Genomic DNA, 20,941 nt, shown 5'->3' on the forward strand with positions numbered 1-20,941 from the left:
GAGACCCGACCTCTAACAACGACGTGCCTCCGGATGAGGCAATCCACAACCCTTTAAGTCTAAAACTATCGCTTTTCATATATCTCGGACATGCTAGGATCGCCCTTGTCCGACAGCACAGGAGGCCTATGCGTGCCAAATTCTGCAGCCCTGACGACGAAGGACGGCCGCTTCGGCTTTGAGGCCAAAGGCGATTCCGCGACAACGCCGCTGGTGTTTCTGCATGGGATCGGCGGCGCCGGCCGCGGCTGGCGCCACCAGCTCGAAGCATTCGGCGACCGCTACTACGCCATCGGCTGGGACATGCCGGGCTATGGCGGTTCGAAGCAACTTGAGGCTCCCAGCATCCCAGCCTTCGCCGAGGCGCTGAAGGACTTTCTCACGCAGATTGGCGCCAGGAAACCGGTGCTGGTCGGCCATTCCATTGGCGGCATGATCGTGCAGCGCTTCATGGTGGACTATCCCGATCTCGCCGGCGCCATCGTGCTGGCGCAGACCACCTCCGCCTTCGGCAGCTCCGACGGCGAATGGCAGAAGAATTTCATCGATGCCCGGCTTGGCCCGCTCGACCGTGGCGAGACCATGGTGTCGATGGCGCCGAAGCTGGTGGCAGGCCTGATCGGCGACAATCCGGATCCTGCCGGCCTTGAACTCGCACGCGACTGCATGGCGTCTGTGAAGCCCGACACCTACCGCGCCTCGATGAAGGCGATGATCGGCTTCGATCTGCGCAAGAACATTGCGGACATCAAAATACCGACTTTAGTCCTATCTGGATCGAAAGACAACAACGCGCCCGCGAAAACCATGGCCAAGATGGCCACACTCGTGCCGGGCGCGACCTATGTCGAACTTGAAGGCGTCGGGCATCTCGCCAGTTTCGAACGCCCGCGCGAATTCAACGAAGTGCTCGCCGACTTCCTCAAAACCAGCCACAACCTTTCGGGGTCATCCTCATGAACAAGCCTGCTAGCAAGCCCGATCTCGACAGCATCGTTCTCGACAAGCCGATGTTCGATCCGAAGGCCTATCGTCTCGACGACGAGCAGGCCGGACTGATCGCTAAGGCGCGCGAGCTGGCACAGGCCAATTTCGCCGGTCGCGCGGCGAAGTGGGATACCGAGGCCACCTTCCCGCTGGAGAACTACAAGGACCTGCACAAGGCGGGTCTGCTGGGCATCTCGATCCCGAAAGCCAATGGCGGGTCGGGCGCCGGCTATCAGACCTATTCGCTCGCTGCTGCCGAAATCGGCCGCTATTGCGGCGCCACCGCGCTGACCTGGAACATGCATGTCTGCTCGACGCTGTGGTCCGGCCCGCTGGCCGATGACCTCGACATGGATGACCAGATGCGCGCCGAACAGCACCGCCGCCGCGCCATCCACTACAAGCGCATCGTCGAAGACGGCGCGATCTATTCGCAGCCGTTCTCCGAAGGCGGCGCAGCAGCCGCAGGCGGCGTTGCGTTCGGAACCGAAGCCAAGCCCGTCAAAGGCGGCTGGATCGTCAATGGCAAGAAGATCTTCGCCTCGCTGTCGGGCTTCGCCGATTACTACGGCGTGCTCTGCACCGAAGTCGCTGAGGGTGAGAAGGCTTCGCGCCGCAACACGCTGTATCTGGCGATTTCCGCCAAGTCCGAAGGCGTCTCGGTCGTCGGCGACTGGGATCCACTCGGCATGCGCGGCACGGTCTCCCGCACGCTGATCTTCAAGGACGTGTTTGTGCCGGAAGATGCAGCGCTGATGCCGCGCGGCGTCTACTTCCAGGCCGCGATGCGCTGGCCGCACATGTTCCTGACGCTGTCACCGACTTACGTCGGTCTCGCGCAGGCATCGTATGATTTCACCGTGAAGTATCTCCGCGGCGAAATCCCGGGCATGCCGCCAGTCAAGCGGCGGATGTATCCGACCAAGCAGATCGCCGTGGCGCAGATGCAGATCAAGCTCGAACAGCTCAAGTCGACCTGGTTCCAGGCCGTGACCGAAGCCTGTGCCAATCCGAGCAAGGAGCAGGTGCTGCGCGCCTACGCCGCCCAGTACACCGTGATGGAAGGCGCCAACGAACTCGCCGCACTGGCGATCCGCACCTGCGGCGGTCAGGCCATGCTGAAGACGCTGCCGCTGGAGCGCATCTATCGTGACAGCCGCTGCGGTGCGCTGATGCTGCCCTGGACCGCCGAGCTTTGCCTCGACCGTATCGGCCGAGAAGCACTCTACGAGGCCGGCGAGAAAGACGAGTAATCGTGGATCTCTCCAGCCTCATCGCCCGCAACGCCGCGTTTACACCCGACAAGCCCGCGATTCATTTCGAGGGCAAGACACTCAGCTATGCCGTGTTCAACGCGCGGATCGAGGCGACGGCGAAGGCACTGAAGACGGAATGCGGCGTTAGTCGCGGTGATCGCGTCGCGATCCTGAGCATGAACCGGCCAGACTATCTGGTCCTGCTCTATGCCTGCGCCCGGCTTGGCGCGATCATGGTGCCGCTGAACTGGCGGCTCGCGGTCGCCGAGCAGCTCTTCATCCTGTCCGATGCTTCGGTAAAGGTGCTGGTGCTTGAGGAAGGCTTTGCGGCCATCCTCCCGTCGCTTGCGAAGGACTTGCCGGATACGCGCGTGATCGCGTTCGATTTCGCGCCTGATGCCCCCGGCCAGACATTCGACACACTGCTGTCCCGCGCTTCCGGAGATGGCCGCAATCCGCATACCGACCTCTCCTGCCCGTTGCTGATCGTCTACACGTCAGGCACTACAGGGCGCCCCAAAGGCGCCGTGCTGCGTCAGGAAGCCGTGCTGTGGAACGGCGTGATGAGCCAGCACATGCATGGGCTTACGTCAGACGATCATGTCCTGACCGTGCTGCCCTTCTTCCATGTCGGTGGCCTGAACATCCAGACAACGCCGGCGCTGCATCACGGCGCTACCATAACAATCCATGCGCGCTTCACACCCGACTCCACGCTGGAAGCGATCACGCGGGAGCGACCCACCCTGACCGTTTGGGTACCCGCGATCATTCAGGCAATGAGCGAGCATCCCGCCTGGGCTGCGACCGACGTGTCCTGCCTCAAGGCCGTATCCACCGGCTCCAGCATCGTGCCGCCGCATCTGATCGAACGCCTGACAGCGCGCGGCATTCCCGTGCTCCAGGTCTATGGTTCAACCGAGACCTGTCCAATCGCGGTCTATACGCGGCTGGGCGGCGACCTGTCGCGTACGGGATCGACGGGTTTGCCCGGCCTGTGCTGCGAAGCCATGATCATCGATGACAATGGCAATGAGCTGCCTGCCAAAGCCACCGGCGAGATCGCGGTGCGCGGCCCCAATGTGTTCTTCGAATACTGGGGCAATGAGGCCGCGACGCGCGAAGCACTGCATGACGGCTGGTATCGCACCGGCGATATCGGCACCCGCGATGATGACGGTTATTTCTGGGTCCATGACCGCAAGAAGAACATGATTATTTCCGGCGGCGAGAATGTCTATCCCGCCGAGGTCGAACGCGTGCTGCTCGAACATCCCGATGTCGCCGATTGCGGCGTCGTCGGTGTGCCCGATCCGAAATGGCAGGAAGTACCAGTCGCCTATGTGCTGCTGCGGCCGAATTGCAGCGTGAGCGCCGAGACACTGAAGGCCCATGTTCTCACGCAGCTCGCCCGCTACAAGCAGCCGCGCGACATCGTATTCGTCACTGACCTGCCGCGCACAGCGCTCGGCAAGGTGCAGCATTTCAAACTGAAGCAGGTTCAGGCGGCAACGCCGAGCGACGGAGAGACCAATTGAAGATCGCAGTATTGGGTGGCGGCAACGGTTCGTTCGCAGCCGCGGGTGATTTCGCACTGCAGGGCCATGACGTCCGCCTGTGGCGCCGCGACGCTGATGCTGTCACCGAACACAACAAGGCCGGCTCGCGCATCCAGGTCAAGAATGCGCAGGGCACGCACGATACGCAATTGACGCTGGTAACGACGGACATTGCGGAAGCGATCAAGGACGTCGAACTGATCCTGTGCCCCGCACCCGCCTTTGCGCAGCCTGATATCGCCAAACGGATCGCGCCGTATCTCAAGGATGGTCAGGTCGTTTATCTGCCGCCTGCAACCTTCGGCTCGATGATATTCGCCAAGGCTGCGCATGACGCCGGCAACACGGCCAAGGTCGCCTTCGCCGAGACCGGCACGCTGCCCTGGCTCGCGCGCAAGCACGGCCCGTTCGAGGTCGCCATCACCATCCGCGCCAAGCGGCTGCCGACCGGTGTGTTCCCGCTTCACATGATGGACTATGCCTGCAAGGTCATCGACAAGGCCTTCCCCGGCGTGATCGAGCCCTGCGGCGATGCGCTGTCCGGCGCACTGATGAATGCCGGCCCGATCATCCATCCGCCGCTCATCGTCATGAATGCCGGGCCGCTTGAGCATTTTCCGACCTGGGACATTCACAAGGAAGGTACGCAGCCGGCTATCCGCCGCGTCACCGACCAACTCGACGCCGAGCGCATCGCGATCCGCGAGGCCTTTGGCTACAACGGCGCGCATTTCCCGCTGGCGGATCACTACGCCAAGGAAGGCGAAGAGTGGATGTATGGCCGCGGTTCGCATGATCGCCTCACTGATAGCGGCGACTGGCGCGAGCACATCGTGCTCACCGAGCATCGCTACATGCGCGAGGACCTGCGCACGGGCCTGTCGTTCTTCCTGTCCTGCGCCACGCTCGCGGGCGTCGAGACACCGCTGGTCAAAGCCTTCCTCGCCATCGGCGGCGCGATCTGCGGCGAGCACTTCCTGCAGGGTGGCCGCACGCTCGCAAGCCTCGGCTTCGGCGATCTCGATCAGGCCGGGCTGCTGAAGCTACTGCGCGAAGGCTTTGCCGCATGAGCGCCCGTGCCGCCATCGCATGTCTTGGCGCGGGTCGCATGGGCCGCGGCATCGCTGTCGCCTTCGCCTATGCCGGCCACCATGTCGCCATCGTCGACTTCAAGACGCGCGAGGCGGATAAATTCAAGGCACTGGAGCTTGAGGCGCTCGGCGAGATCCGCAAGACCTTCGCCAGTATGGCGCGTTTCGGTCTGCTGACCGAAGCCGATATCGAGACGCTGGTGGCGCGCGTCCGCGTCGTGCCGGAAGCTGGCGCAGGCGATGCACTGAGCCGTTCCGCGATCATTTTCGAGGGCGTGCCGGAAGTGCTCGACCAGAAGCGCGAAGCGCTGGCACGCGCGTCGAAGCTCGCAGGCCCCACGCCGATCATCGCATCGACGACGTCGACCATCCTCGTCGATGACATCTCCAGCGCCGTCGAGCATCCCGAGCGCTTCCTCAACGCGCACTGGCTCAACCCGGCCTATCTCGTGCCACTGGTCGAAGTCTCGCCGGGCGCCAAGACCGATCCGGCGATCACCGCGCGGGTGAAGGAGATGCTCGAAGGCATCGGCAAGGTCCCCGTTGTTTGTGCCGCGACGCCCGGCTATATCGTGCCGCGTATCCAGGCGATGGCCATGAACGAAGCCGCGCGCATGGTCGAGGAAGGCGTTGCCAGCCCCGAGGATATCGACAAGGCGATCAAATACGGCTTCGGCTTTCGCTTCGCGGTGCTGGGCCTGCTCGAATTCGTCGATTGGGGCGGCGGCGACATTCTCTATTACGCCAGCAAGTACCTGACCGGCGCGCTGAACAACGACCGCTATGCGTCACCGGAAATCGTCGGCCGCAATATGGCCGAGGGCAAGATCGGCCTGAAGACGGGCGAAGGTTTCCTCAATTATGAGGGGCTCGATGTCGATGCCTATCGCGAGGGACGGCTGTCGGCGTTCGTGGATCTGCTGAAGCACTTTCAGTTGCAGAAGCCGCCGGTGCTTTGAGGCACCGCGCTCTACTCTCTCGTCATGCCCGGGCTTGACCCGGGCATCCATCTTTGCCGCAAACGCTGACGATAGTTGGATGGCCGGGTCAAGCCCGGCCATGACGAGTTTTAGTTATGAAGGCTGGCGAGTAATAGCGGCAGAGCTGCCTCTATACTTCATACTTCCGGGAAGCCCCGCAGCAGATAGCTGCGCAGCCAGTGCAGCAGGCTGTTCAGGATCAGGCCGAGCATCGAGATCATGATCAGCGGCACGAACATGTCCACGGTCTGGAACGTGCGCGCGGCCTGAACCAGCATGTGACCGAGGCCGTCGGTCGAGGTGATCATCTCGGCGAGGAATACCACGATGCAGGAGATCACGAGGCCGATGCGGCAGCCGGTCAGGATCGACGGCATTGCAGCCGGCAGCACGACCTTAAACAGGATCTGCCAGCGCGGCGTACCGGCCGCCATGGCCGACCAGATCAGCTTCTGCTCGACCATCGACGCGCCGTAATAGGTCGACAGCAGGATCGGGAACAGCGCGTCAGCAGTCACCAGCGTAATCTTGGAGGCGTGGTCGAAGCCGAGGATCAGCAGCAGCGCGGGATAGAGCGCGATCTTCGGGATCGGCGCCAGCACGCGCACCAGCGGCTTGACCACGGCATTGACCGCCGGGCTCACGGCTGCGGCAAGGCCCATGAACACGCCGACCACCACGGCAATGCCGAAGCCGGCAAACAGACGGATCAGCGTCGCGGCGATATCGTGCAGAAAGTCGCCGTTGAAGAAGTCCTTCGCCAGCTTGCCGAACACGGCGCCTGGCGGTGGCAACAAGCTCGTCGGTGCGAAGCCGAATGAGATCAGCGACTGCCACAGCGCGATGAACAGCACGATCGGCGTGATGCCCAGCAGAACCGAATTGATGCGTTCCTGGTTCATGTCGCGCTCACGTGAAGCTGAGAGGCATGTCGTCGCGCGGCTGCGACCAGCGCACCAGCGATAGGCGAAGCTTCTCGAAGGCCGCATCGAAGATGATGCCCATGGCGCCGATGATCAGGATCATCGCGAACACCGTGTCGTATTGCGCCATGTCGAGCGAGTTGAACAGGATGTTGCCGGCGCCGGACTGGCGCGCGATCATCTCGGAGGTGATCATGGTGATCAGCGCCAGCACGAGACCTGTGCGGCAACCCGTGAGAATTTCAGGCAGCGCTGCGGGCAGCACGATACGCAACATGCGCATTGGCGCCGACATGCCCATCGCCGCACCGGACCACAGCATCTTTTCTTCAACGGCTTTGGAGCCTTGGAAGGCGTGATAGATAATCGGCAGGCTGACGCCGAGGAAGATGACGAGGATCTTGGAGACGTCGCCAACGCCCATCCACAGCATGATGATGGGCATCAGCGCTGCTTTTGGCACGGGATAGATGATCATCATCAGCGGATTGAAGAAGGCCGCGACAGCCTTAATGCGCCCCATCAGCAAACCGAGCGGGATCGCAAACATCACCGCGAGCACGAGGCCGATGGCCATGCGACGGATGGAATCGAGAATGTTCAGCAGCGATCCCTTGTCGCCGAGGATCGACGGAATGGCCTTGATCGACTCCAGAGCCGTTGGGAAGCTTTCGGTATCCAGCCGCAGCGAGGCAATCTGCCAGACACACAGCAACCCGATGCAGGCGAACAATGGCGAAAGTGTCTTGAGCACCCCGCGCACGGTCATCACAGATGGTCCTTGCCGTCGTCGATCATCTTTTCGATGTCGACGATGTATTTCTGGAAACGTGCGTCGAGCAGCAGATCGGCGCGCTTGCGCGGCCGCGGCAGATCGATATCGACGATTTCCTTGATGCTGCCCGGCGAGCGCGACATCACGATCACCTTGTCCGAGAGATAGACGGCTTCCTCGACCGAATGGGTGACGAACAACACCGTCTTGCGCTGCGTATCCCAGATATCGAGCAGGTCGTTCTGCAGCCGCGTGCGGGTATGCGCATCGAGCGCGCCGAACGGCTCATCCATCAGCAGCACGGCGGGATCGTAGGCCAGCGTGCGTGCGATCGCGACACGCTGCTTCATGCCGCCGGAGAGTTCTTTCGGATAAAAATTCTCGTAGCCCTTGAGGCCGACCATCTCGAGCAGCTTGCGGCCGCGCGTTTCGGCTTCAGCCTTCTTCATGCCCTGCTGGCGCATGCCATACATGACATTGCCGAGCACGTTCTTCCACGGAAACAGCGCGAATTCCTGAAACACCGGACCGCGATCGGGACCCGGTCCCGTGATCGCTTTGCCCTTCACCTTGGCAACGCCATCGGTCGGCTGCACGAAGCCGCCGACGATATAGAGCAAGGTCGACTTGCCGCAGCCTGAGGGTCCGAGGATCGAGACGAAGGCCCCGTCTTCGATGGTGAGGTTGATATCCGACAGCGCCAGATGGCTTTGCTTGCCGGAGGTCTGGAAGCGCTGCGAGACGTGCTCGATTTCGATCATGGCTGAAGCGGGTTTGCGGCCGGAAACCGGTTCCGACTCGGCGTGAGCGTCCGAACGTAGCGACACCACCTGCATTCCCGGTCCTTCATTTGCCATGCACGCATTGCAATCACGACGGCCCGACTGTGTCCATCATGCTGACGGACGCAGCCTAGCCGGAAACTGCAATTACTTTAAGCTTCAAATTTATGCGAGCAACGCCTTTTTGCTAGTCAGCGCGTGCCGCGAACAGGGCAGCTTCCCGCAGCAGGACTTTCGGCGTTTTTGGTGCGTTAGTCGCGGAAATACGGCTCCACAGGGCCGGTCAGCTTGATCAGCAGCGGATTGCCGTACCGGTCCTTTGCCGCACCGGCGGGCACCTTCACCCAGCCTTCGCTGACGCAATATTCCTCGACATTGGTCTTCTCGGCGCCCTTGAAGCGAATGCCGACATCGCGCTGCAGCACTTCGGCATTGTAGAACGGGCTTCGCGGATCGGTGGACAGGCGATCAGGCAGATCGGCTGATGCATTGGTGTTGTCGGTCATAGCAGCGCCTCGATTTTCTCTCGCAGTGATTCAGGTTTGGCGGTCGGCGCAAAACGCTCGACGACCCGTCCGGAACGGTCGATCAGGAATTTGGTAAAATTCCATTTGATTCCCGAACCCAGCAATCCGGACTTTTCAGATTTCAGGTAATTATACAATGGATGCGCCCCGGCACCATTCACGTCGATCTTCTCAAACAGTGGGAAGGTGATGTGGTAATTGGCCTCGCAGAAGCTCTCGATCGCCTTGGCGTCGCCCGGCTCCTGCGCGCCGAACTGGTTGCAGGGAAAGCCCAGCACGGAAAATCCGCGCGGCGCAAAATCCTGCTGCAGTCTCTCCAGCCCCGCATATTGCGGCGTGAATCCGCAGGCGCTGGCGGTATTGACGATCAGCAGCACCTTTCCTTCGAACTGCTTGAGCGCGACAGGCTCACCTGTCAGTGCGTTCGCAGAAAAATCGGAGATGCCGGTCATCGCACTGATCCCTCTCAGGCCGTCACGGGGTCGCAAGGCATCGGCGGGGTACCGCCGGCCTCGATGGCTTCGCCGGCCAGCAGACAGAGATCCTCGCGGTAACGGCCGGCCACGACCTGCACGCCGGTCGGCGCACGGCCGACGAGGCCTGTGGCAACGCTCAGCGCCGGCAGGCCCATGAAGGGAATGCCAATCTGCGGCATCTGGGCGGCCCAGACGCGATCGAACGATTCCTGGCTCTGCATATCCAGATGATCCGGGAACGGCAATTCGCCGGACATCGGCATCAGCACCACAGTATAGGTCTGCAGGAACAGCTCCCAGTCGCGCACGAAGGTGGAGCGGCGCACCAGCGCCCGTGACAGGCCGCCATTCTCGAAGTCCTTGAGCTTGTCCTTCTGTCCGCGCAGACAGACCAGTGCTGCGGGATCACCCTCGCGCACCGCCGCGTCCAGCATGCCCTGATAGCCATCGCCGAACCAGAGCTGCGTCTGCAAGGCGGCGGCCTCGCGCAGGGCCGGCGTGTTCTCGACTTCCTCGACGACCCACCCTGCCCGCTCCAGCCGCTTTCCGGCATCGCGCACCGCGGCCTCGACATCGGCGGTGATGGCGAGACCATCAGGCCGCAGGCACATGGCGGCGCGCTTCTCGCGCGTCGGTCCTTCGAGCGGCGCCGGCACCCACCAGGGATCGCGCGCGTCGGGCTGCGACATCGCGGCGAGGCCAAGACGGACATCGTTGATGGTGCGCGCCAGCGGGCCGGACACCGCGGTGATCTGGCCGGAAATGATGCGCTCGGGCAGCGCCTGATTGTAAGCCGCGATGCGGCCGAGCGTGGGACGCAACCCGTGCACGCCGCAGGCATAAGCGGGATAGCGAATCGAGCCCGCGATATCGGTACCATGAGCGATATGACCGATGCCGGCGGCGACCGCGCTGCCTGCGCCGCCTGATGATCCGCCCGGCGTCAGCGAGGGATCGCGCGGGTTTTTGGTATCGCCATAGAGCTGATTGGTGGTGAACCAGCGATAGGAAAATGCCGGGCAATTGGTGCGGCCGATGATGACGGCGCCAGCCTTCAGCAGATTGTCGATCACCGGGCTGTTGGTCGTAGCGATGATCTCGTTCTGGATCTTTACGCCATTCGATGTCGGATAGGTCGCGTAGTCGATATTCACTTTGACGGTGATGGGCACGCCGCCGAGCGGGCCGACATCGTCGCCGCGCGCAATCGCCGCATCGACCGCATCCGCCCGTGCCAGCGCCTCATTGGGTCGATGGTCGACCACGGCATTGATGGCAGGGTTCACAGCATCGAGCCGTGCGAGGCCAGCCACCGTCGCCTCCTTGGCGGACACCTTGCGGTCGCGAATGAGTGCGGAGAGGTCAGTTGCCGACAGGCGCCAGAGATCGTTCATGCAGTGCTCCATTGCTTGTCGCTTGTTAACGCAGGCGGGCGGAGATTGCCAATCGGCCAAACGCTCGCATTCTCGCGGCGCCGAAGCGTCCGAGGTTTGCGCATTCCTTCCCGCCCTCTTGTGAGAGGGCGTGCGGAACGCCGGGTGCCCGATGCACCCTTGGGCCTGATGCGATGCGGTCTTCCGCAATCTGGAGTGCATCAGGACTTTCGGAGGCGCCGAGCAAGTGCCCGGCGTTCCGCCTGCGGTGTTTTTTCGGTTGCTTGCACTTTGCCTCGACGAACGCTCCGATCGCGAATTAAAGTCCCAAGGCGATGGGAAGGGAGCCTCAAGCGAGTAAGCCGAACGCGTTTCGATTTGGTCGTCCGTCACACTGTCCAGGGGTCTGTCCATCTGAAGGTCGGCCGTCTCCTTGCCAGTGGCAGTGCTGGCGCAGATCCGTCCTGCCCGAAGACAGACGTCACCCCCAAACCGCGTAACGCCGCATCTCCGGCGTCCACCGCATCCCACCCCGCGAACGTGACGATCGCGCTCGCCCCTCTCATCGGGGCCGGACGAAGGGGGAATATAATCCACGGCAGGATATTGTCAATAAGAAATAGGAAAAAATGTTTAATGACGTCTCCCCCCAAAAACTGTCATTCCGGGGCGTGCGCGCATCTTTGCGCGCGCCCCGGAATGACAGCGGGAGCTGAACATGTCGGGATTCCGGGCTCATTCCGGTCCGCTGTGCGGCCCGGCCTGCCCCGGAATGACGTCGCGCGGGTGAGCCCGCGCGACGTCACTTCACCCTTGCGAGAAAATAAGCCAGCTCCACGATCTGCGCTTCGGAGATCGACTGCATCACATCGGCCATGGTGGCATCGTAACCGTGGCGGGAGTTGTCCTTGTATTCGCGCATGGTCTTGGCGAGGTAGTCCTCGCGCTGGTTGGCAATGCGCGGGATATTGTCGCGGCCCGAGAAATCAGCGTTGTGGCAGCTATCGCAGCGAAATTGCGATGTCAGCGCTTTCGCAGCCTGCATTCGCGCAGGATCGCCCGCTTCCAGTGCGATAGGCTTCGGCAGCGTGGCGAGATAATCCGAGAACAGGCGCAGGTCATCATCGGTGAAATCCTTCACCATGTCGTTCATCGGCTCCGCGACGCGGAGCTTCTCGCGAAACATGTAGATCTGGATCAGCGAATAAGCCGGCTGCTGCGCACCGAGCGACGGCGTGTTCTCGATTTCGGAGGTCCCCTTCTCCCCGTGGCAGGCGAGGCACGGCGCGGCGCGCTCGGTGATGGGTTCGGCGGCGAAGAGTGGAGACGTCGAGAGAAAAAGAGCTACGATGACGGCAAACGGGCGCATCGGCTTTGAACTTTCTGAATACTGAAACTCCGGCGTGGCGAATTCCTTCTCCCCGCTTGCGGGGAGAAGGTGAGGATGAGGGGGACTCTCACCGCGCTCGGAGCAAGTGGAGAGTCCCCCCTCACCCGACTTTCACGCGCTTCGCGCGTTGCAGTCGACCTCTCCCCGCAAGCGGGGAGAGGTGAGAAAACGTCGTCACTTCGCGCCCGCCACCTTCTGCTTGCCATAGGTGATGCGATAGATCGCGCCGTTCCAGTCATCGGAGACCAGCATCGATCCGTCCTTCATCTGCAGCACGTCGACGGGGCGGCCGACATATTTGTTGTCCTCGATGAAGCCGGTGAGGAACGGCTCGACGGATTTCACCGTGCCGTCCTTGTTGAGCTTCGCAACAACGACGTCGCCGCCGAGCTTCTGCGTCTTGTTCCAGGAACCATGGCGCGCGATGAAGATCGCGTCCTTGTAGGCGGCCGGGAACATCTTGCCGGTGTAGAAGCGCATGCCGAGCGCCGCGGTGTGCGACCCGAGCACGCCGACCGGCGCGGTGTAGTCGGCGCAGGACTTGCCCCAGCCGAATTCCGGATCGAGGATATTGCCCTGCAGGCAGTATGGCGCACCGAAATCTTCACCCGCCTTGGTAACACGGTTGAGTTCATCCTCCGGCACCGCTTCCGACATCCAGTCGCGGCCATTGTCGGTGAAGTACATCTGCTTGGTGGTCGGATTCCAGTCGAAGCCGACCGTGTTGCGGACGCCCTTCACATAGATCTCGGCGCCGGTGCCATCGAGATTCATGCGGCGTATCTGGCCATGGGCCTCGTCATGCAGCACGTTGTTGCCGGGCTGGCCGACCGGCACATAGAGCTTGTTGTCCGGCCCGATGCCGATGAACTTCCAGCCATGGGCTTCGTCCTTCGGCAGGTTGTCGTAGATCATGGTCGGCTTCGGCGGGTTTTCGAGATTGTCTTCCACCTTGTCGATCTTCGAGATCTTCGACAGTTCGGCGATGTAGAGCGTCCCGTCCTTGAAGGCGAGACCGTTCGGGCGATAGAGGCCGGAGGCCAGCACCTTCACCTGGCGCTTGCCATCCTTGTTCATGACGGCATAGACCTTGTCGACGAGGCGCGAACCCACAAAGACCGTGCCCTTGTCGCCTTCGCGCATCGAGCGCGCATTGGCCATGCCGGCGGCGTAAACCTCGATATTGAAGCCCGCGGGCACTTTCAGTTTGGCAGTCGGCAGCTTGTCGGCGGCGGACGGAATCGGCGGCGGCGCGACGGGCGCGAGCTTGGCTGCAGCAGCGCCATCGGGACGGCCGATCAGCGGCGAGCCGGGCGGCAGCGCAGGCGCGGCGGCAACGGCTGGCGCAGCTGCAGGTGCCGGAGCGGCAGCCTGTGGTGCTGCTGGCGCTGGCGCCGCTGCGGGAGCGGCCGGCGCTGCACTCGGAGCTGCTGCAGGAGCCGGTGTTGCAGGTGATGTATCGGACTGCTGGGCAAAAGCGCCGCTTGTAAAGACGCCGATGAACGCACCGGCAAGCAATGCCCGGCGCGCGGACGTGTAGACACTCATGGATCTCTCCCCTTTTTTACGGAAGCCTTCTCTGCTCGCAGCACATGAGATGCGCCGCCCCCGAGGCTTTCCGGATCGCACTGTTGGATATTTTTATGTCGCTGCGCAATCAAAACATGGCGCGCGAGCAAGCCTGTGCGGATTCCCGCAATCGGCTAAAGCCTTTTCGGTTCTGATAGAGTTAGAACCGAGGCTCTAGCGTTGTGTATTGACGCGTTTTCTTGACGCGAACCGGTGCCCACTTCGCTCGACAACGCTCTAATGCCGCGTTGCGGACTCATCGGTGGCATCGAGCAGTGCTTCGGTGAACGGAAATTCAAGCACGATTTCGCCGTCCTTGTCCGTGACTTCCAGCACCGCTTTGAGCAGATCGCTCGGCGTGCCCTCGGAGCGCAGCAATTGCAGGATCATCGACCGCGCCACATCCCAGGCATGATCGGGATCCCGCAGCTCCTCGCCTTCGGGATCGACCACCAGCTCGTCGTTGATGCGTGTGTTGAAGAAATAAAGCGGCATGGCAATTCTCTTGGCACTGGGCTTGGGCGCCGACACAGAAGACCTCAGACCACGCGAATATCCCGGAAGATGCGGCGGGCTGAGGACGAAACGATGCCTTTCAACCAAAGGCCATCGCTATCTATGGAACGTTCTCGCCATTGCAATGTTGCAGCGCAACCGATTGTGCATTGCACGCATATTGTACCCCCATCGCTTCACATTGTGATGACGAAGTTGTTGGCGAACCTTTGAGCAGGGAATAGAGTTATGGTTATGCAGTACCTGACTGCAGATAAGCGGGAGAGAAATATGGCCTGGAAAGCACCTAAGATCGTCGAAGTTGCAGTCGGCATGGAAATCAACATGTACGCCTGCGCGGCGCGCAAGTAAGACTTGAGCTCAAGCTAAGTTTTGGGGGCGCCTTCGTCGACGACAGGCGCCCCGCGTCTTTTTACGAGACGCTAATTGGCCGGGATTCAGGGCGATCTCATGTTGCGTGTTGTCGTTCTTGGAGCCGCGGCCGGCGGCGGTGTTCCGCAATGGAATTGCGGATGCCGTATTTGTCGCGCGGCGCGCAATGAGCGGCCAGACTTGCGGAGCGGTCAGGCCTCGATCGCGGTCTCCACCGACAATGCCAACTGGTTCCTGATCAATGCCTCGCCCGACCTGCGACAACAGGTCACCGATACGCCCCAGCTTCATCCCCACCCCGATCATGTCAGGCATTCGCCGATCGCGGGCGTGATCCTCACCAATGGCGAGGTCGATGCGGTGGCCGGGCTCTTGTCGATGCGGGAAGGTTCGCCATTTACAATCTATGCGCACACACGTGTGCTGGCGATCCTGAAAGCCAACAGCATTTTCAACGTGCTCTCGGACAAGAACGTGCGCCGCGACGCCATCGAGATTGATACGTCTTTCGAACCGAAGCTGCAGGATGGCGCGCCGTCCGGCCTGGAGGTGCTGCCTTTCGTCGTGCCCGGCAAAAGCGCGTGGTATCTCGAAGGCCAGGCACATCCGGCCGGTGAGGATGGCGACGGCGATACGCTGGGTCTGCGGATTGCCGAGAAGGCCACCGGCAAGCATTTCTATTTTATCGCCGCCTGCGCGCGGGTGACACCCGAACTGAAACAACGCATCTCCGGCGCCCCGCTGGTGTTCTTCGACGGCACCGTCTGGCGCGACGACGAACTCATCGCGGCAGGATTGGGCCAGAAGACCGGCCAGAGCATGGGGCATCTGTCGATGTCCGGCGTGGATGGCGCCATCAGTGAACTGGCCGATGCCGGCATCGCCAGAAAGTTCTTCCTGCACATCAACAATTCGAACCCGGCGCTGCTACATGATTCCACCGAGCGCGCCGCATTGACCACCGCCGGCTGGCAAATCCCCGGCAATGGCATGGAGATCACGCTGTGAACGCACCCAGTGCAAACACGCTCGGCGCCAACGCCATTTCCGCCTATTCGATTTCGCCAGGGGTGCCGCTGGACAATGCCGCGCAACTGGAAGAGACGCTGCGCCATATTGGCGCGACGCGCTATCACAGCCTGCATCCGTTTCATAAATTGTTGCACGGCGGCAAGCTCAACAAGGGCCAGGTGCAGGCCTGGGCGCTGAACCGCTACTATTATCAGAGCACGATCCCCATCAAGGACGCCGTGGTGATCTCGCGCTTCCGCGACCGGGCGACACGCGTGGAATGGCGGCACCGCATCGAGGATCACGACGGTGATACCGGCGCCGAAGGCGGCATCGAGCGCTGGCTGAAGCTGACCGAAGGGCTCGGTCTCGACTCAGCCTATGTGGAATCCACCGAAGGCATCCTGCCGGCGACGCGTTTTGCCGTGGAGGCCTATGTGCATTTCGTGCGCGACAGGACGCCGCTGGAGGCCATCGCCTCGTCGCTGACGGAACTGTTCGCCCCCAACCTGCATGAAGAGCGCATCTCTGGCATGCTGAAGCACTATGACTTCGTCAATCCGGACATCATGAGCTATTTCAGCCGCCGCCTGACCCAGGCGCCGCGCGATGCCGGCTTTGCGCTGGATTACGTCAAGCAGCACGCCAACACCCCGGCCGAGCGCCGCGCGGTTTGCAATGCACTGATCTTCAAGACCAATGTGTTGTGGGTGCAGCTCGATGCGCTGTATCATGCCTATGTCGATGGCCATGTGCCGCCGGGCGCGTTCGTCCCGGCCAAGTAAGAAGGCAACGATGACGGAGTTGCGCAGCAATCGTCGGATCAGTGTCAGCGAGGCCAGCAAGCCGATCTTGCCGCGCCACGCCCGGCTGAAGTTCGACGAGACGCGCCAGCGCTGGGTGATCCTGGCGCCGGAGCGCGTGCTGGCGCCGGACGATATTGCCGTCGAAATCCTGCAGCTTTGCGATGGCGAACGTAACGTCGCCGATATCATCGACCTCCTGGTGGCGAAATACGCCGCGCCGCGCGACGATATCGGCACCGATGTCGTGGCCATGCTGCAGGACCTCGCCGACAAGGGCTTTCTCACGCAAGCGCGGGAGAAGACATCATGAGCCCCACCCTCACCGACGCCAGCCCCGTCTTCACCGATCCCGCCGACGGTCTCGCGATCATGGAGCGCACGCGCTCGACCGCAGAGACCTTCGGCATTCCCCTCGCCGTGCTGGCCGAACTCACCCATCGCTGCCCGCTGCAATGTCCATACTGCTCCAATCCCGTGGAGCTCGACCGCGGCAGCACCGAGCTGACCACCGACGAATGGAAGAAGGTGCTGTCCGAGCTTGCCGAGATCGGCGTGCTGCAGATCCACTTCTCCGGCGGCGAACCGACCGCGCGCAAGGACATCGTCGAGCTGGTGCAGCATGCGACGGATGTGGGTCTGTATTCCAATCTCATCACCTCGGCGGTGCTGCTGACGCGCGACAAGCTCGCAGCGCTGGCGGATGCCGGGCTGTGCCATGTGCAGATCAGCTTCCAGGGCAATGAGCCCGTCGTCGCCGACCGCGTCGGCGGTTACAAGAATGGCCACAACAAGAAACTCGAAGTCGCCAAATGGACGCGCGAACTCGACCTGCCGCTGACGGTGAATGCGGTGATGCACCGGCAGAACCTGCATCAGCTCGCCGATATCATCCAGATGGCCGTCGATCTGGATGCCGACCGGTTGGAGGTCGCGAATGTGCAATATTACGGCTGGGCGCTGAAGAACCGCGCCGCCCTGATGCCGACCATCGATCAGATCGAGGAGACCAGCCGCATCGTCGAGGATGCGCAGCTGCGTCTGAAAGGCATTCTCGATATCGACTATGTCGTTCCGGACTATTACGCGCTGCGACCGAAAAAATGCATGGGCGGCTGGGGCCGGCAGTTCTTCAACATCTCTCCATCAGGCAAGATCCTGCCGTGCCATGCCGCCGAGACCATCACCGGAATGGAATTTGAATCCGTGCGCTCCAATCATTCGATCGCCTGGATCTGGCAGAACTCCGAAGCCTTCAACCGCTATCGCGGCACCGGCTGGATGCCCGAGCCATGCCAGAGCTGCGCGTTCAAGGAAGTGGATTTTGGCGGCTGCCGCTGCCAGGCCTTCGCGCTGACGGGCGACGCCGGAAATACCGACCCCGCCTGCACGCTGTCGCCGCGGCATGCAGAAATCTTCAAACTGGCCGAGACGGAATCCACCGAGGGCCGCGACCGCTTCATCTATCGCAACTTCAACGGCGGCACGCTGGAGCCGGACGCGGACCACGTTCATGGCCGCTGATGTCCCCGCCCCGGTGAATGCGGACCTGTTTGCGCCGCTGACCTCGGAACATCTCGATGTCGGCGACGGCCACGCAATCCATGTGGAGAGCGTCGGCCGCAGCGACGGCATTCCGGCAGTCTATCTGCATGGCGGCCCCGGCTCCGGCTGCCAGCCCGATCACCGCCGGCTGTTCGATCCGCAGCGCTTTCACACCGTGTTGTTTGATCAGCGCGGCGCCGGCCGCAGCAAGCCGAAAGGCAAGCGCGAGGCGAATACGCTGCCGCATCTGATCGCGGATATGGAAACGATCCGGCAGACATTCGGCTTCGACAAATGGCTCGTGGTCGGCGGCTCATGGGGGGCGACGCTGGCGCTGGCCTATGCGCAGGCCCATCCGGATCGCGTGACCGGCATCGTGCTGCGCGCAACGTTTCTCGGCACGCGGGAAGAATTGCACGATGTCTTCAACGTCATGCTGCCGCGGCATTATCCCGGCCTGCATGGAGATTTTTTGAGCGCCCTTCCCGAAGCCGAGCGCGCCGATCCGCTGCCGAACTTCTATCGCCGCATTCTCGATGCCGATCCGGCCGTGCATGTCCCGGCGATCCGCGCCTGGGGCGGCACCGAAGCCATCCTGTCGGAGATCGCGCCGAAGCGCACGCGGCTCGACCGTGCCGAACTCGGCAACACCACGCGGATGATGCCCGCGACACCCGCGATGGAAGCACATTACTTCAAGCACGACTGCTTTATGCGGCCACATCAACTGATAGAGGATGCCGGCAGGCTCAGCGGCATTCCCGGCGTCATCATTCAGGGCCGTTACGACTTCCTCTGCCCGCCCGCCACATCGCATGCCCTGGCCAGGCGCTGGACCGATGCCGAGGTACGCATCGTTGAAGGCGCCGGTCACAGCCTGTATGACCCCGGCATGCGCGATGCGGTCATGAAGGCCATCGCCGATGTGGCGTCGAAACTGAAATAGGACTTCTGGAATGCCGATCAAAGGCACGGGAATGCTGATGACGTCGATGGATATCGACGCCAGCCATGAGCAGGAATTCAACCAATGGTACGACCGCGAGCATCTTGCCGAGCGCGTCGCCATCGAGGGCTTCAATGAGGCGCGGCGCTATGTGGCCGTGAACGCCAGGCCGAAGTATCTCGGCCTGTATTCGACCGCGACATTCGACGTGCTGGACAGTGATGCCTATCGCACGGCGCTGGCCAACCAGACCAAGTGGTCGCTGACCAATATCGGCCGCTTCCAGAACATGCTGCGTTCGGTGGCTCGGATCACTGTGAGCCGCGGTCAGGGCCGCGGCGCGGCACTTGGACTGGTGCGCATCCGGCCACCCGCCGAAGGCGCTGACAAACTGCGCAGCGCCATCGAAGCGAAGCTCGATCCCGGCGATATCAACGGCATCATTTCGATGCATCTGATGGAGAGCGATCCCCGGCTGTCGAAGCCGCTCACCGACGATCCCGCCGCACCCAATCCCGCCGCCCGCGACTGGTATGTGATGATCGACGGCACGGATGTCGAAGCCGTCGCTGCGATCATGAAGGGCCGCTTCACTGCGGCCATTGCAGCGGCAAAGGCAGAGCTGATTTCCGAGGGGACCTACCGGCTGATGTGGGACCTGGCGAAGAGCGATCTTTGAATTCACGGTCGACGCGACGCTACCTAACCTCTCCCCGCTTGCGGGGAGAGGTCGGAGTCGGCGCGCAGCGACGGCTCCGGGTGAGGGGGAGTTAGAGGTGAAGCTCAGCAAAAGCCCCTCACCCCACCCTCTCCCCGCAAGTGCGGGGCGAGGGAGTGCATCGACCGCGCCCAGCCTCGATTGAACGCATCCCGCTTCTGACGAGACCAAGGTGAACTGGCCCGCAACGGGCCGCCTCACCTTGCGAGACGTCGATGACCATCCGTGTGCTGTCCCTTCTGGTTCTCACCGCCGCTCTGATCATCGGCAGCCCGCTGGCGCGCGCCGAGGACGAGCCGGCCAAGGTCGATGCGGTGAAGGCAGCCGAATTCAACAAGCGCATGTTTGCCGGCCCGCTGGGTCCGAAGCTGACCTATGCCTGCTTCGTCCGGCGCTATGACGCCGAGCATCTGGCGCGGCACCCCAAGCAGAAGGTCAGCACCATGAAGCTGCTGGTCGTCGCCGGGCATCCGCCCGAAGAAAGCTATACGCCCTACTCGTTCCGGCTCGGATTCAAATATCGCCATCGCAAAGGCGACTGGGATTCCAGCGGCTCTTGCGGCCAGATCCAGGATACCGACAAGGGCCAGGAGGTGAAGTTCGCATGCAGCGTCGATTGCGATGGCGGCGGCATTGCGATCGGCCTGGCCAAAGACATCGACGCGACGCTGGTCCGCGTCGAGCGCGTCCGCATCTGGCAGAACAGCAAGCCCGATGAAGAACCCGGCACCGACGCGCTCACCGGCGGCGAAGATGACAAGATTTTCCGGCTCGACCGCACGAATCTGAAGGAGTGTGAGTCGTTGATCACGGACCGCAAGGAACTCGCGGCGATGCGCAGCAAGTGAGCGTGATTGACGCCAAATCGGAGCCAACCATGAATCGACGCAGCCTATTGTGGACCGCTCTGTCGACGGTCGGCGCGGGACTATTGGCATCGCGAGCGAATGCCACAACGGCCGACCAGAAACCGCCCGCCAAGCTCAAGGTCGTCTATCACCTCGCCGATGCCGACAGGGTGAATTTCGCCCTCGGCAATATCCAGAACCACTTCGATGGCGTCGGCGGCCCCGACAACGTTACCATCGCACTGGTCGTGCTCGGCCCGGCGCTGAAGTCATTTGCCCGGGCTTCCACCAATCCCGACATTACCGCGCGGGTCGGCAAATTCACCAAGGCCGGCCTGCAACTGGCCGCCTGCAGCAACACCATGAAGGCGCAGGATGTGACGCTGGACGGCCTGCTGCCGGGCTTCACCATCGCCGACCGCGGCGGCGTGGTCCGGATCGCGGAGCTGCAGTCGCAGGGCTATCTGTATATTCGGCCCTGACTCCCAGCTCTT

Annotated in this window: 23 protein-coding genes; 14 read left to right on the forward strand and 9 right to left on the reverse strand. The window is 62.3% G+C overall.

Going from position 1 to position 20,941, the window contains the following annotated elements; all coding sequences use genetic code 11:
* Window positions 1-132: 132 nt before the first annotated feature.
* From AB7951_RS19330 to AB7951_RS19350, 5 genes are read left to right on the forward strand one after another with little or no spacing between them, the layout of a single operon-like run.
* Window positions 133-960 carry an alpha/beta fold hydrolase gene (locus AB7951_RS19330; RefSeq protein ID WP_120288974.1) on the forward strand — a complete coding sequence of 276 codons (828 nt, stop codon included), beginning with the start codon at window positions 133-135 and terminating at the stop codon, window positions 958-960.
* Complete coding sequence (locus AB7951_RS19335) at window positions 957-2,240, forward strand: acyl-CoA dehydrogenase family protein (protein WP_231077637.1); 1,284 nt, start codon at window positions 957-959, stop codon at window positions 2,238-2,240. Before AB7951_RS19330 ends, AB7951_RS19335 begins: the two co-directional genes overlap by 4 nt.
* A gap of 2 nt (window positions 2,241-2,242) precedes the next feature.
* Window positions 2,243-3,781 carry a long-chain-fatty-acid--CoA ligase gene (locus tag AB7951_RS19340; protein ID WP_120288973.1) on the forward strand — a complete coding sequence of 513 codons (1,539 nt, stop codon included), beginning with the start codon at window positions 2,243-2,245 and terminating at the stop codon, window positions 3,779-3,781.
* Window positions 3,778-4,872 (forward strand): NAD/NADP-dependent octopine/nopaline dehydrogenase family protein, encoded by a 1,095-nt coding sequence (locus AB7951_RS19345; protein WP_120288972.1) that lies wholly within the window; start codon window positions 3,778-3,780, stop codon window positions 4,870-4,872. Before AB7951_RS19340 ends, AB7951_RS19345 begins: the two co-directional genes overlap by 4 nt.
* Window positions 4,869-5,852, forward strand: coding sequence for a 3-hydroxybutyryl-CoA dehydrogenase (locus AB7951_RS19350; protein ID WP_120288971.1), 984 nt, complete (start codon window positions 4,869-4,871; stop codon window positions 5,850-5,852). Before AB7951_RS19345 ends, AB7951_RS19350 begins: the two co-directional genes overlap by 4 nt.
* Before the next feature lie 158 nt (window positions 5,853-6,010).
* Here the strand turns inward: AB7951_RS19350 and AB7951_RS19355 are convergent, their stop codons facing one another.
* From AB7951_RS19355 to AB7951_RS19395, 9 genes are all read right to left on the reverse strand, one after another.
* Window positions 6,011-6,775 carry an ABC transporter permease gene (locus tag AB7951_RS19355; RefSeq protein WP_120288970.1) on the reverse strand — a complete coding sequence of 255 codons (765 nt, stop codon included), beginning with the start codon at window positions 6,773-6,775 and terminating at the stop codon, window positions 6,011-6,013.
* A 7-nt stretch (window positions 6,776-6,782) separates the two neighbouring features.
* Window positions 6,783-7,565 (reverse strand): ABC transporter permease, encoded by a 783-nt coding sequence (locus AB7951_RS19360; protein ID WP_093760676.1) that lies wholly within the window; start codon window positions 7,563-7,565, stop codon window positions 6,783-6,785.
* Window positions 7,565-8,407, reverse strand: a complete 843-nt coding sequence (locus AB7951_RS19365) for an ABC transporter ATP-binding protein (protein ID WP_244528451.1) — start codon at window positions 8,405-8,407, stop codon at window positions 7,565-7,567. Before AB7951_RS19365 ends, AB7951_RS19360 begins: the two co-directional genes overlap by 1 nt.
* Window positions 8,408-8,604: 197 nt before the next feature.
* The gene (locus tag AB7951_RS19370; RefSeq protein WP_120288969.1) at window positions 8,605-8,859 is read right to left on the reverse strand and encodes a DUF3297 family protein; all 255 of its coding nucleotides are present in this window, start codon (window positions 8,857-8,859) and stop codon (window positions 8,605-8,607) included.
* Entirely contained in the window at window positions 8,856-9,332 is a 477-nt protein-coding gene (locus AB7951_RS19375) for a glutathione peroxidase (protein ID WP_089267434.1), read from the reverse strand. Before AB7951_RS19375 ends, AB7951_RS19370 begins: the two co-directional genes overlap by 4 nt.
* Window positions 9,333-9,346: 14 nt before the next feature.
* The gene (locus AB7951_RS19380) at window positions 9,347-10,750 is read right to left on the reverse strand and encodes an amidase family protein (RefSeq protein ID WP_120289275.1); all 1,404 of its coding nucleotides are present in this window, start codon (window positions 10,748-10,750) and stop codon (window positions 9,347-9,349) included.
* Window positions 10,751-11,531: 781 nt separating this feature from the next.
* Window positions 11,532-12,098 (reverse strand): cytochrome C, encoded by a 567-nt coding sequence (locus tag AB7951_RS19385; RefSeq protein WP_120288968.1) that lies wholly within the window; start codon window positions 12,096-12,098, stop codon window positions 11,532-11,534.
* A gap of 195 nt (window positions 12,099-12,293) precedes the next feature.
* Window positions 12,294-13,667 carry a PQQ-dependent sugar dehydrogenase gene (locus AB7951_RS19390; protein ID WP_439062623.1) on the reverse strand — a complete coding sequence of 458 codons (1,374 nt, stop codon included), beginning with the start codon at window positions 13,665-13,667 and terminating at the stop codon, window positions 12,294-12,296.
* A 258-nt stretch (window positions 13,668-13,925) separates the two neighbouring features.
* On the reverse strand, window positions 13,926-14,183 hold the full coding sequence (locus AB7951_RS19395; RefSeq protein WP_089267437.1) for a DUF6894 family protein: 258 nt from the start codon (window positions 14,181-14,183) through the stop codon (window positions 13,926-13,928).
* Window positions 14,184-14,474: 291 nt separating this feature from the next.
* On the opposite strand from AB7951_RS19395, the gene pqqA reads away from it, so the two are divergent.
* The 9 genes from pqqA to AB7951_RS19440 all read left to right on the forward strand — a co-directional run bounded on the left by pqqA (window position 14,475) and on the right by AB7951_RS19440 (window position 20,929).
* Window positions 14,475-14,555 (forward strand): pyrroloquinoline quinone precursor peptide PqqA, encoded by an 81-nt coding sequence (gene pqqA, locus AB7951_RS19400; protein ID WP_089267584.1) that lies wholly within the window; start codon window positions 14,475-14,477, stop codon window positions 14,553-14,555.
* Between the two features lie 99 nt (window positions 14,556-14,654).
* Window positions 14,655-15,584: a pyrroloquinoline quinone biosynthesis protein PqqB gene (gene pqqB / locus AB7951_RS19405; RefSeq protein WP_120288967.1), complete on the forward strand. Its 930-nt coding sequence runs from the start codon at window positions 14,655-14,657 to the stop codon at window positions 15,582-15,584.
* A 35-nt stretch (window positions 15,585-15,619) separates the two neighbouring features.
* Window positions 15,620-16,372 (forward strand): pyrroloquinoline-quinone synthase PqqC, encoded by a 753-nt coding sequence (gene pqqC, locus AB7951_RS19410; protein ID WP_120289271.1) that lies wholly within the window; start codon window positions 15,620-15,622, stop codon window positions 16,370-16,372.
* Window positions 16,373-16,382: 10 nt separating this feature from the next.
* Complete coding sequence (gene pqqD / locus AB7951_RS19415; RefSeq protein ID WP_120288966.1) at window positions 16,383-16,703, forward strand: pyrroloquinoline quinone biosynthesis peptide chaperone PqqD; 321 nt, start codon at window positions 16,383-16,385, stop codon at window positions 16,701-16,703.
* Window positions 16,700-17,914, forward strand: coding sequence for a pyrroloquinoline quinone biosynthesis protein PqqE (pqqE, locus tag AB7951_RS19420; RefSeq protein WP_120288965.1), 1,215 nt, complete (start codon window positions 16,700-16,702; stop codon window positions 17,912-17,914). The genes pqqD and pqqE overlap by 4 nt, the downstream gene beginning before the upstream one ends.
* Complete coding sequence (gene pip / locus AB7951_RS19425) at window positions 17,904-18,881, forward strand: prolyl aminopeptidase (protein WP_120288964.1); 978 nt, start codon at window positions 17,904-17,906, stop codon at window positions 18,879-18,881. The genes pqqE and pip overlap by 11 nt, the downstream gene beginning before the upstream one ends.
* A 10-nt stretch (window positions 18,882-18,891) precedes the next feature.
* The gene (locus AB7951_RS19430) at window positions 18,892-19,560 is read left to right on the forward strand and encodes a DUF4286 family protein (protein WP_120288963.1); all 669 of its coding nucleotides are present in this window, start codon (window positions 18,892-18,894) and stop codon (window positions 19,558-19,560) included.
* A gap of 254 nt (window positions 19,561-19,814) precedes the next feature.
* Window positions 19,815-20,447 carry a hypothetical protein gene (locus AB7951_RS19435; RefSeq protein WP_120288962.1) on the forward strand — a complete coding sequence of 211 codons (633 nt, stop codon included), beginning with the start codon at window positions 19,815-19,817 and terminating at the stop codon, window positions 20,445-20,447.
* Window positions 20,448-20,476: 29 nt separating this feature from the next.
* Entirely contained in the window at window positions 20,477-20,929 is a 453-nt protein-coding gene (locus AB7951_RS19440) for a DsrE family protein (RefSeq protein WP_120288961.1), read from the forward strand.
* The last annotated feature ends 12 nt before the right edge of the window (window positions 20,930-20,941 follow it).

The organism is Tardiphaga sp. 285_C5_N1_2 (assembly GCF_052076065.1).
Classification (GTDB): Bacteria; Pseudomonadota; Alphaproteobacteria; order Rhizobiales; family Xanthobacteraceae; genus Tardiphaga; species Tardiphaga robiniae.

Bases quoted from the DNA above. Each gene is read 5' to 3' on its own strand.
- AB7951_RS19335 (WP_231077637.1), top strand. From the start codon at position 957: ATGAACAAGCCTGCTAGCAAGCCCGATCTCGACAGCATCGTTCTCGAC.
- AB7951_RS19430 (WP_120288963.1), top strand. From the start codon at position 18,892: ATGCCGATCAAAGGCACGGGAATGCTGATGACGTCGATGGATATCGAC.
- AB7951_RS19435 (WP_120288962.1), top strand. From the start codon at position 19,815: ATGACCATCCGTGTGCTGTCCCTTCTGGTTCTCACCGCCGCTCTGATC.
- pqqE (WP_120288965.1), top strand. From the start codon at position 16,700: ATGAGCCCCACCCTCACCGACGCCAGCCCCGTCTTCACCGATCCCGCC.
- AB7951_RS19385 (WP_120288968.1), bottom strand. From the start codon at position 12,098: ATGCGCCCGTTTGCCGTCATCGTAGCTCTTTTTCTCTCGACGTCTCCA.
- AB7951_RS19365 (WP_244528451.1), bottom strand. From the start codon at position 8,407: ATGCAGGTGGTGTCGCTACGTTCGGACGCTCACGCCGAGTCGGAACCG.
- pip (WP_120288964.1), top strand. From the start codon at position 17,904: ATGGCCGCTGATGTCCCCGCCCCGGTGAATGCGGACCTGTTTGCGCCG.
- AB7951_RS19370 (WP_120288969.1), bottom strand. From the start codon at position 8,859: ATGACCGACAACACCAATGCATCAGCCGATCTGCCTGATCGCCTGTCC.
- AB7951_RS19390 (WP_439062623.1), bottom strand. From the start codon at position 13,667: ATGAGTGTCTACACGTCCGCGCGCCGGGCATTGCTTGCCGGTGCGTTC.
- pqqB (WP_120288967.1), top strand. From the start codon at position 14,655: ATGTTGCGTGTTGTCGTTCTTGGAGCCGCGGCCGGCGGCGGTGTTCCG.
- AB7951_RS19380 (WP_120289275.1), bottom strand. From the start codon at position 10,750: ATGAACGATCTCTGGCGCCTGTCGGCAACTGACCTCTCCGCACTCATT.
- AB7951_RS19355 (WP_120288970.1), bottom strand. From the start codon at position 6,775: ATGAACCAGGAACGCATCAATTCGGTTCTGCTGGGCATCACGCCGATC.
- AB7951_RS19375 (WP_089267434.1), bottom strand. From the start codon at position 9,332: ATGACCGGCATCTCCGATTTTTCTGCGAACGCACTGACAGGTGAGCCT.
- pqqA (WP_089267584.1), top strand. From the start codon at position 14,475: ATGGCCTGGAAAGCACCTAAGATCGTCGAAGTTGCAGTCGGCATGGAA.
- AB7951_RS19395 (WP_089267437.1), bottom strand. From the start codon at position 14,183: ATGCCGCTTTATTTCTTCAACACACGCATCAACGACGAGCTGGTGGTC.
- AB7951_RS19360 (WP_093760676.1), bottom strand. From the start codon at position 7,565: ATGACCGTGCGCGGGGTGCTCAAGACACTTTCGCCATTGTTCGCCTGC.
- AB7951_RS19440 (WP_120288961.1), top strand. From the start codon at position 20,477: ATGAATCGACGCAGCCTATTGTGGACCGCTCTGTCGACGGTCGGCGCG.
- pqqD (WP_120288966.1), top strand. From the start codon at position 16,383: ATGACGGAGTTGCGCAGCAATCGTCGGATCAGTGTCAGCGAGGCCAGC.
- AB7951_RS19350 (WP_120288971.1), top strand. From the start codon at position 4,869: ATGAGCGCCCGTGCCGCCATCGCATGTCTTGGCGCGGGTCGCATGGGC.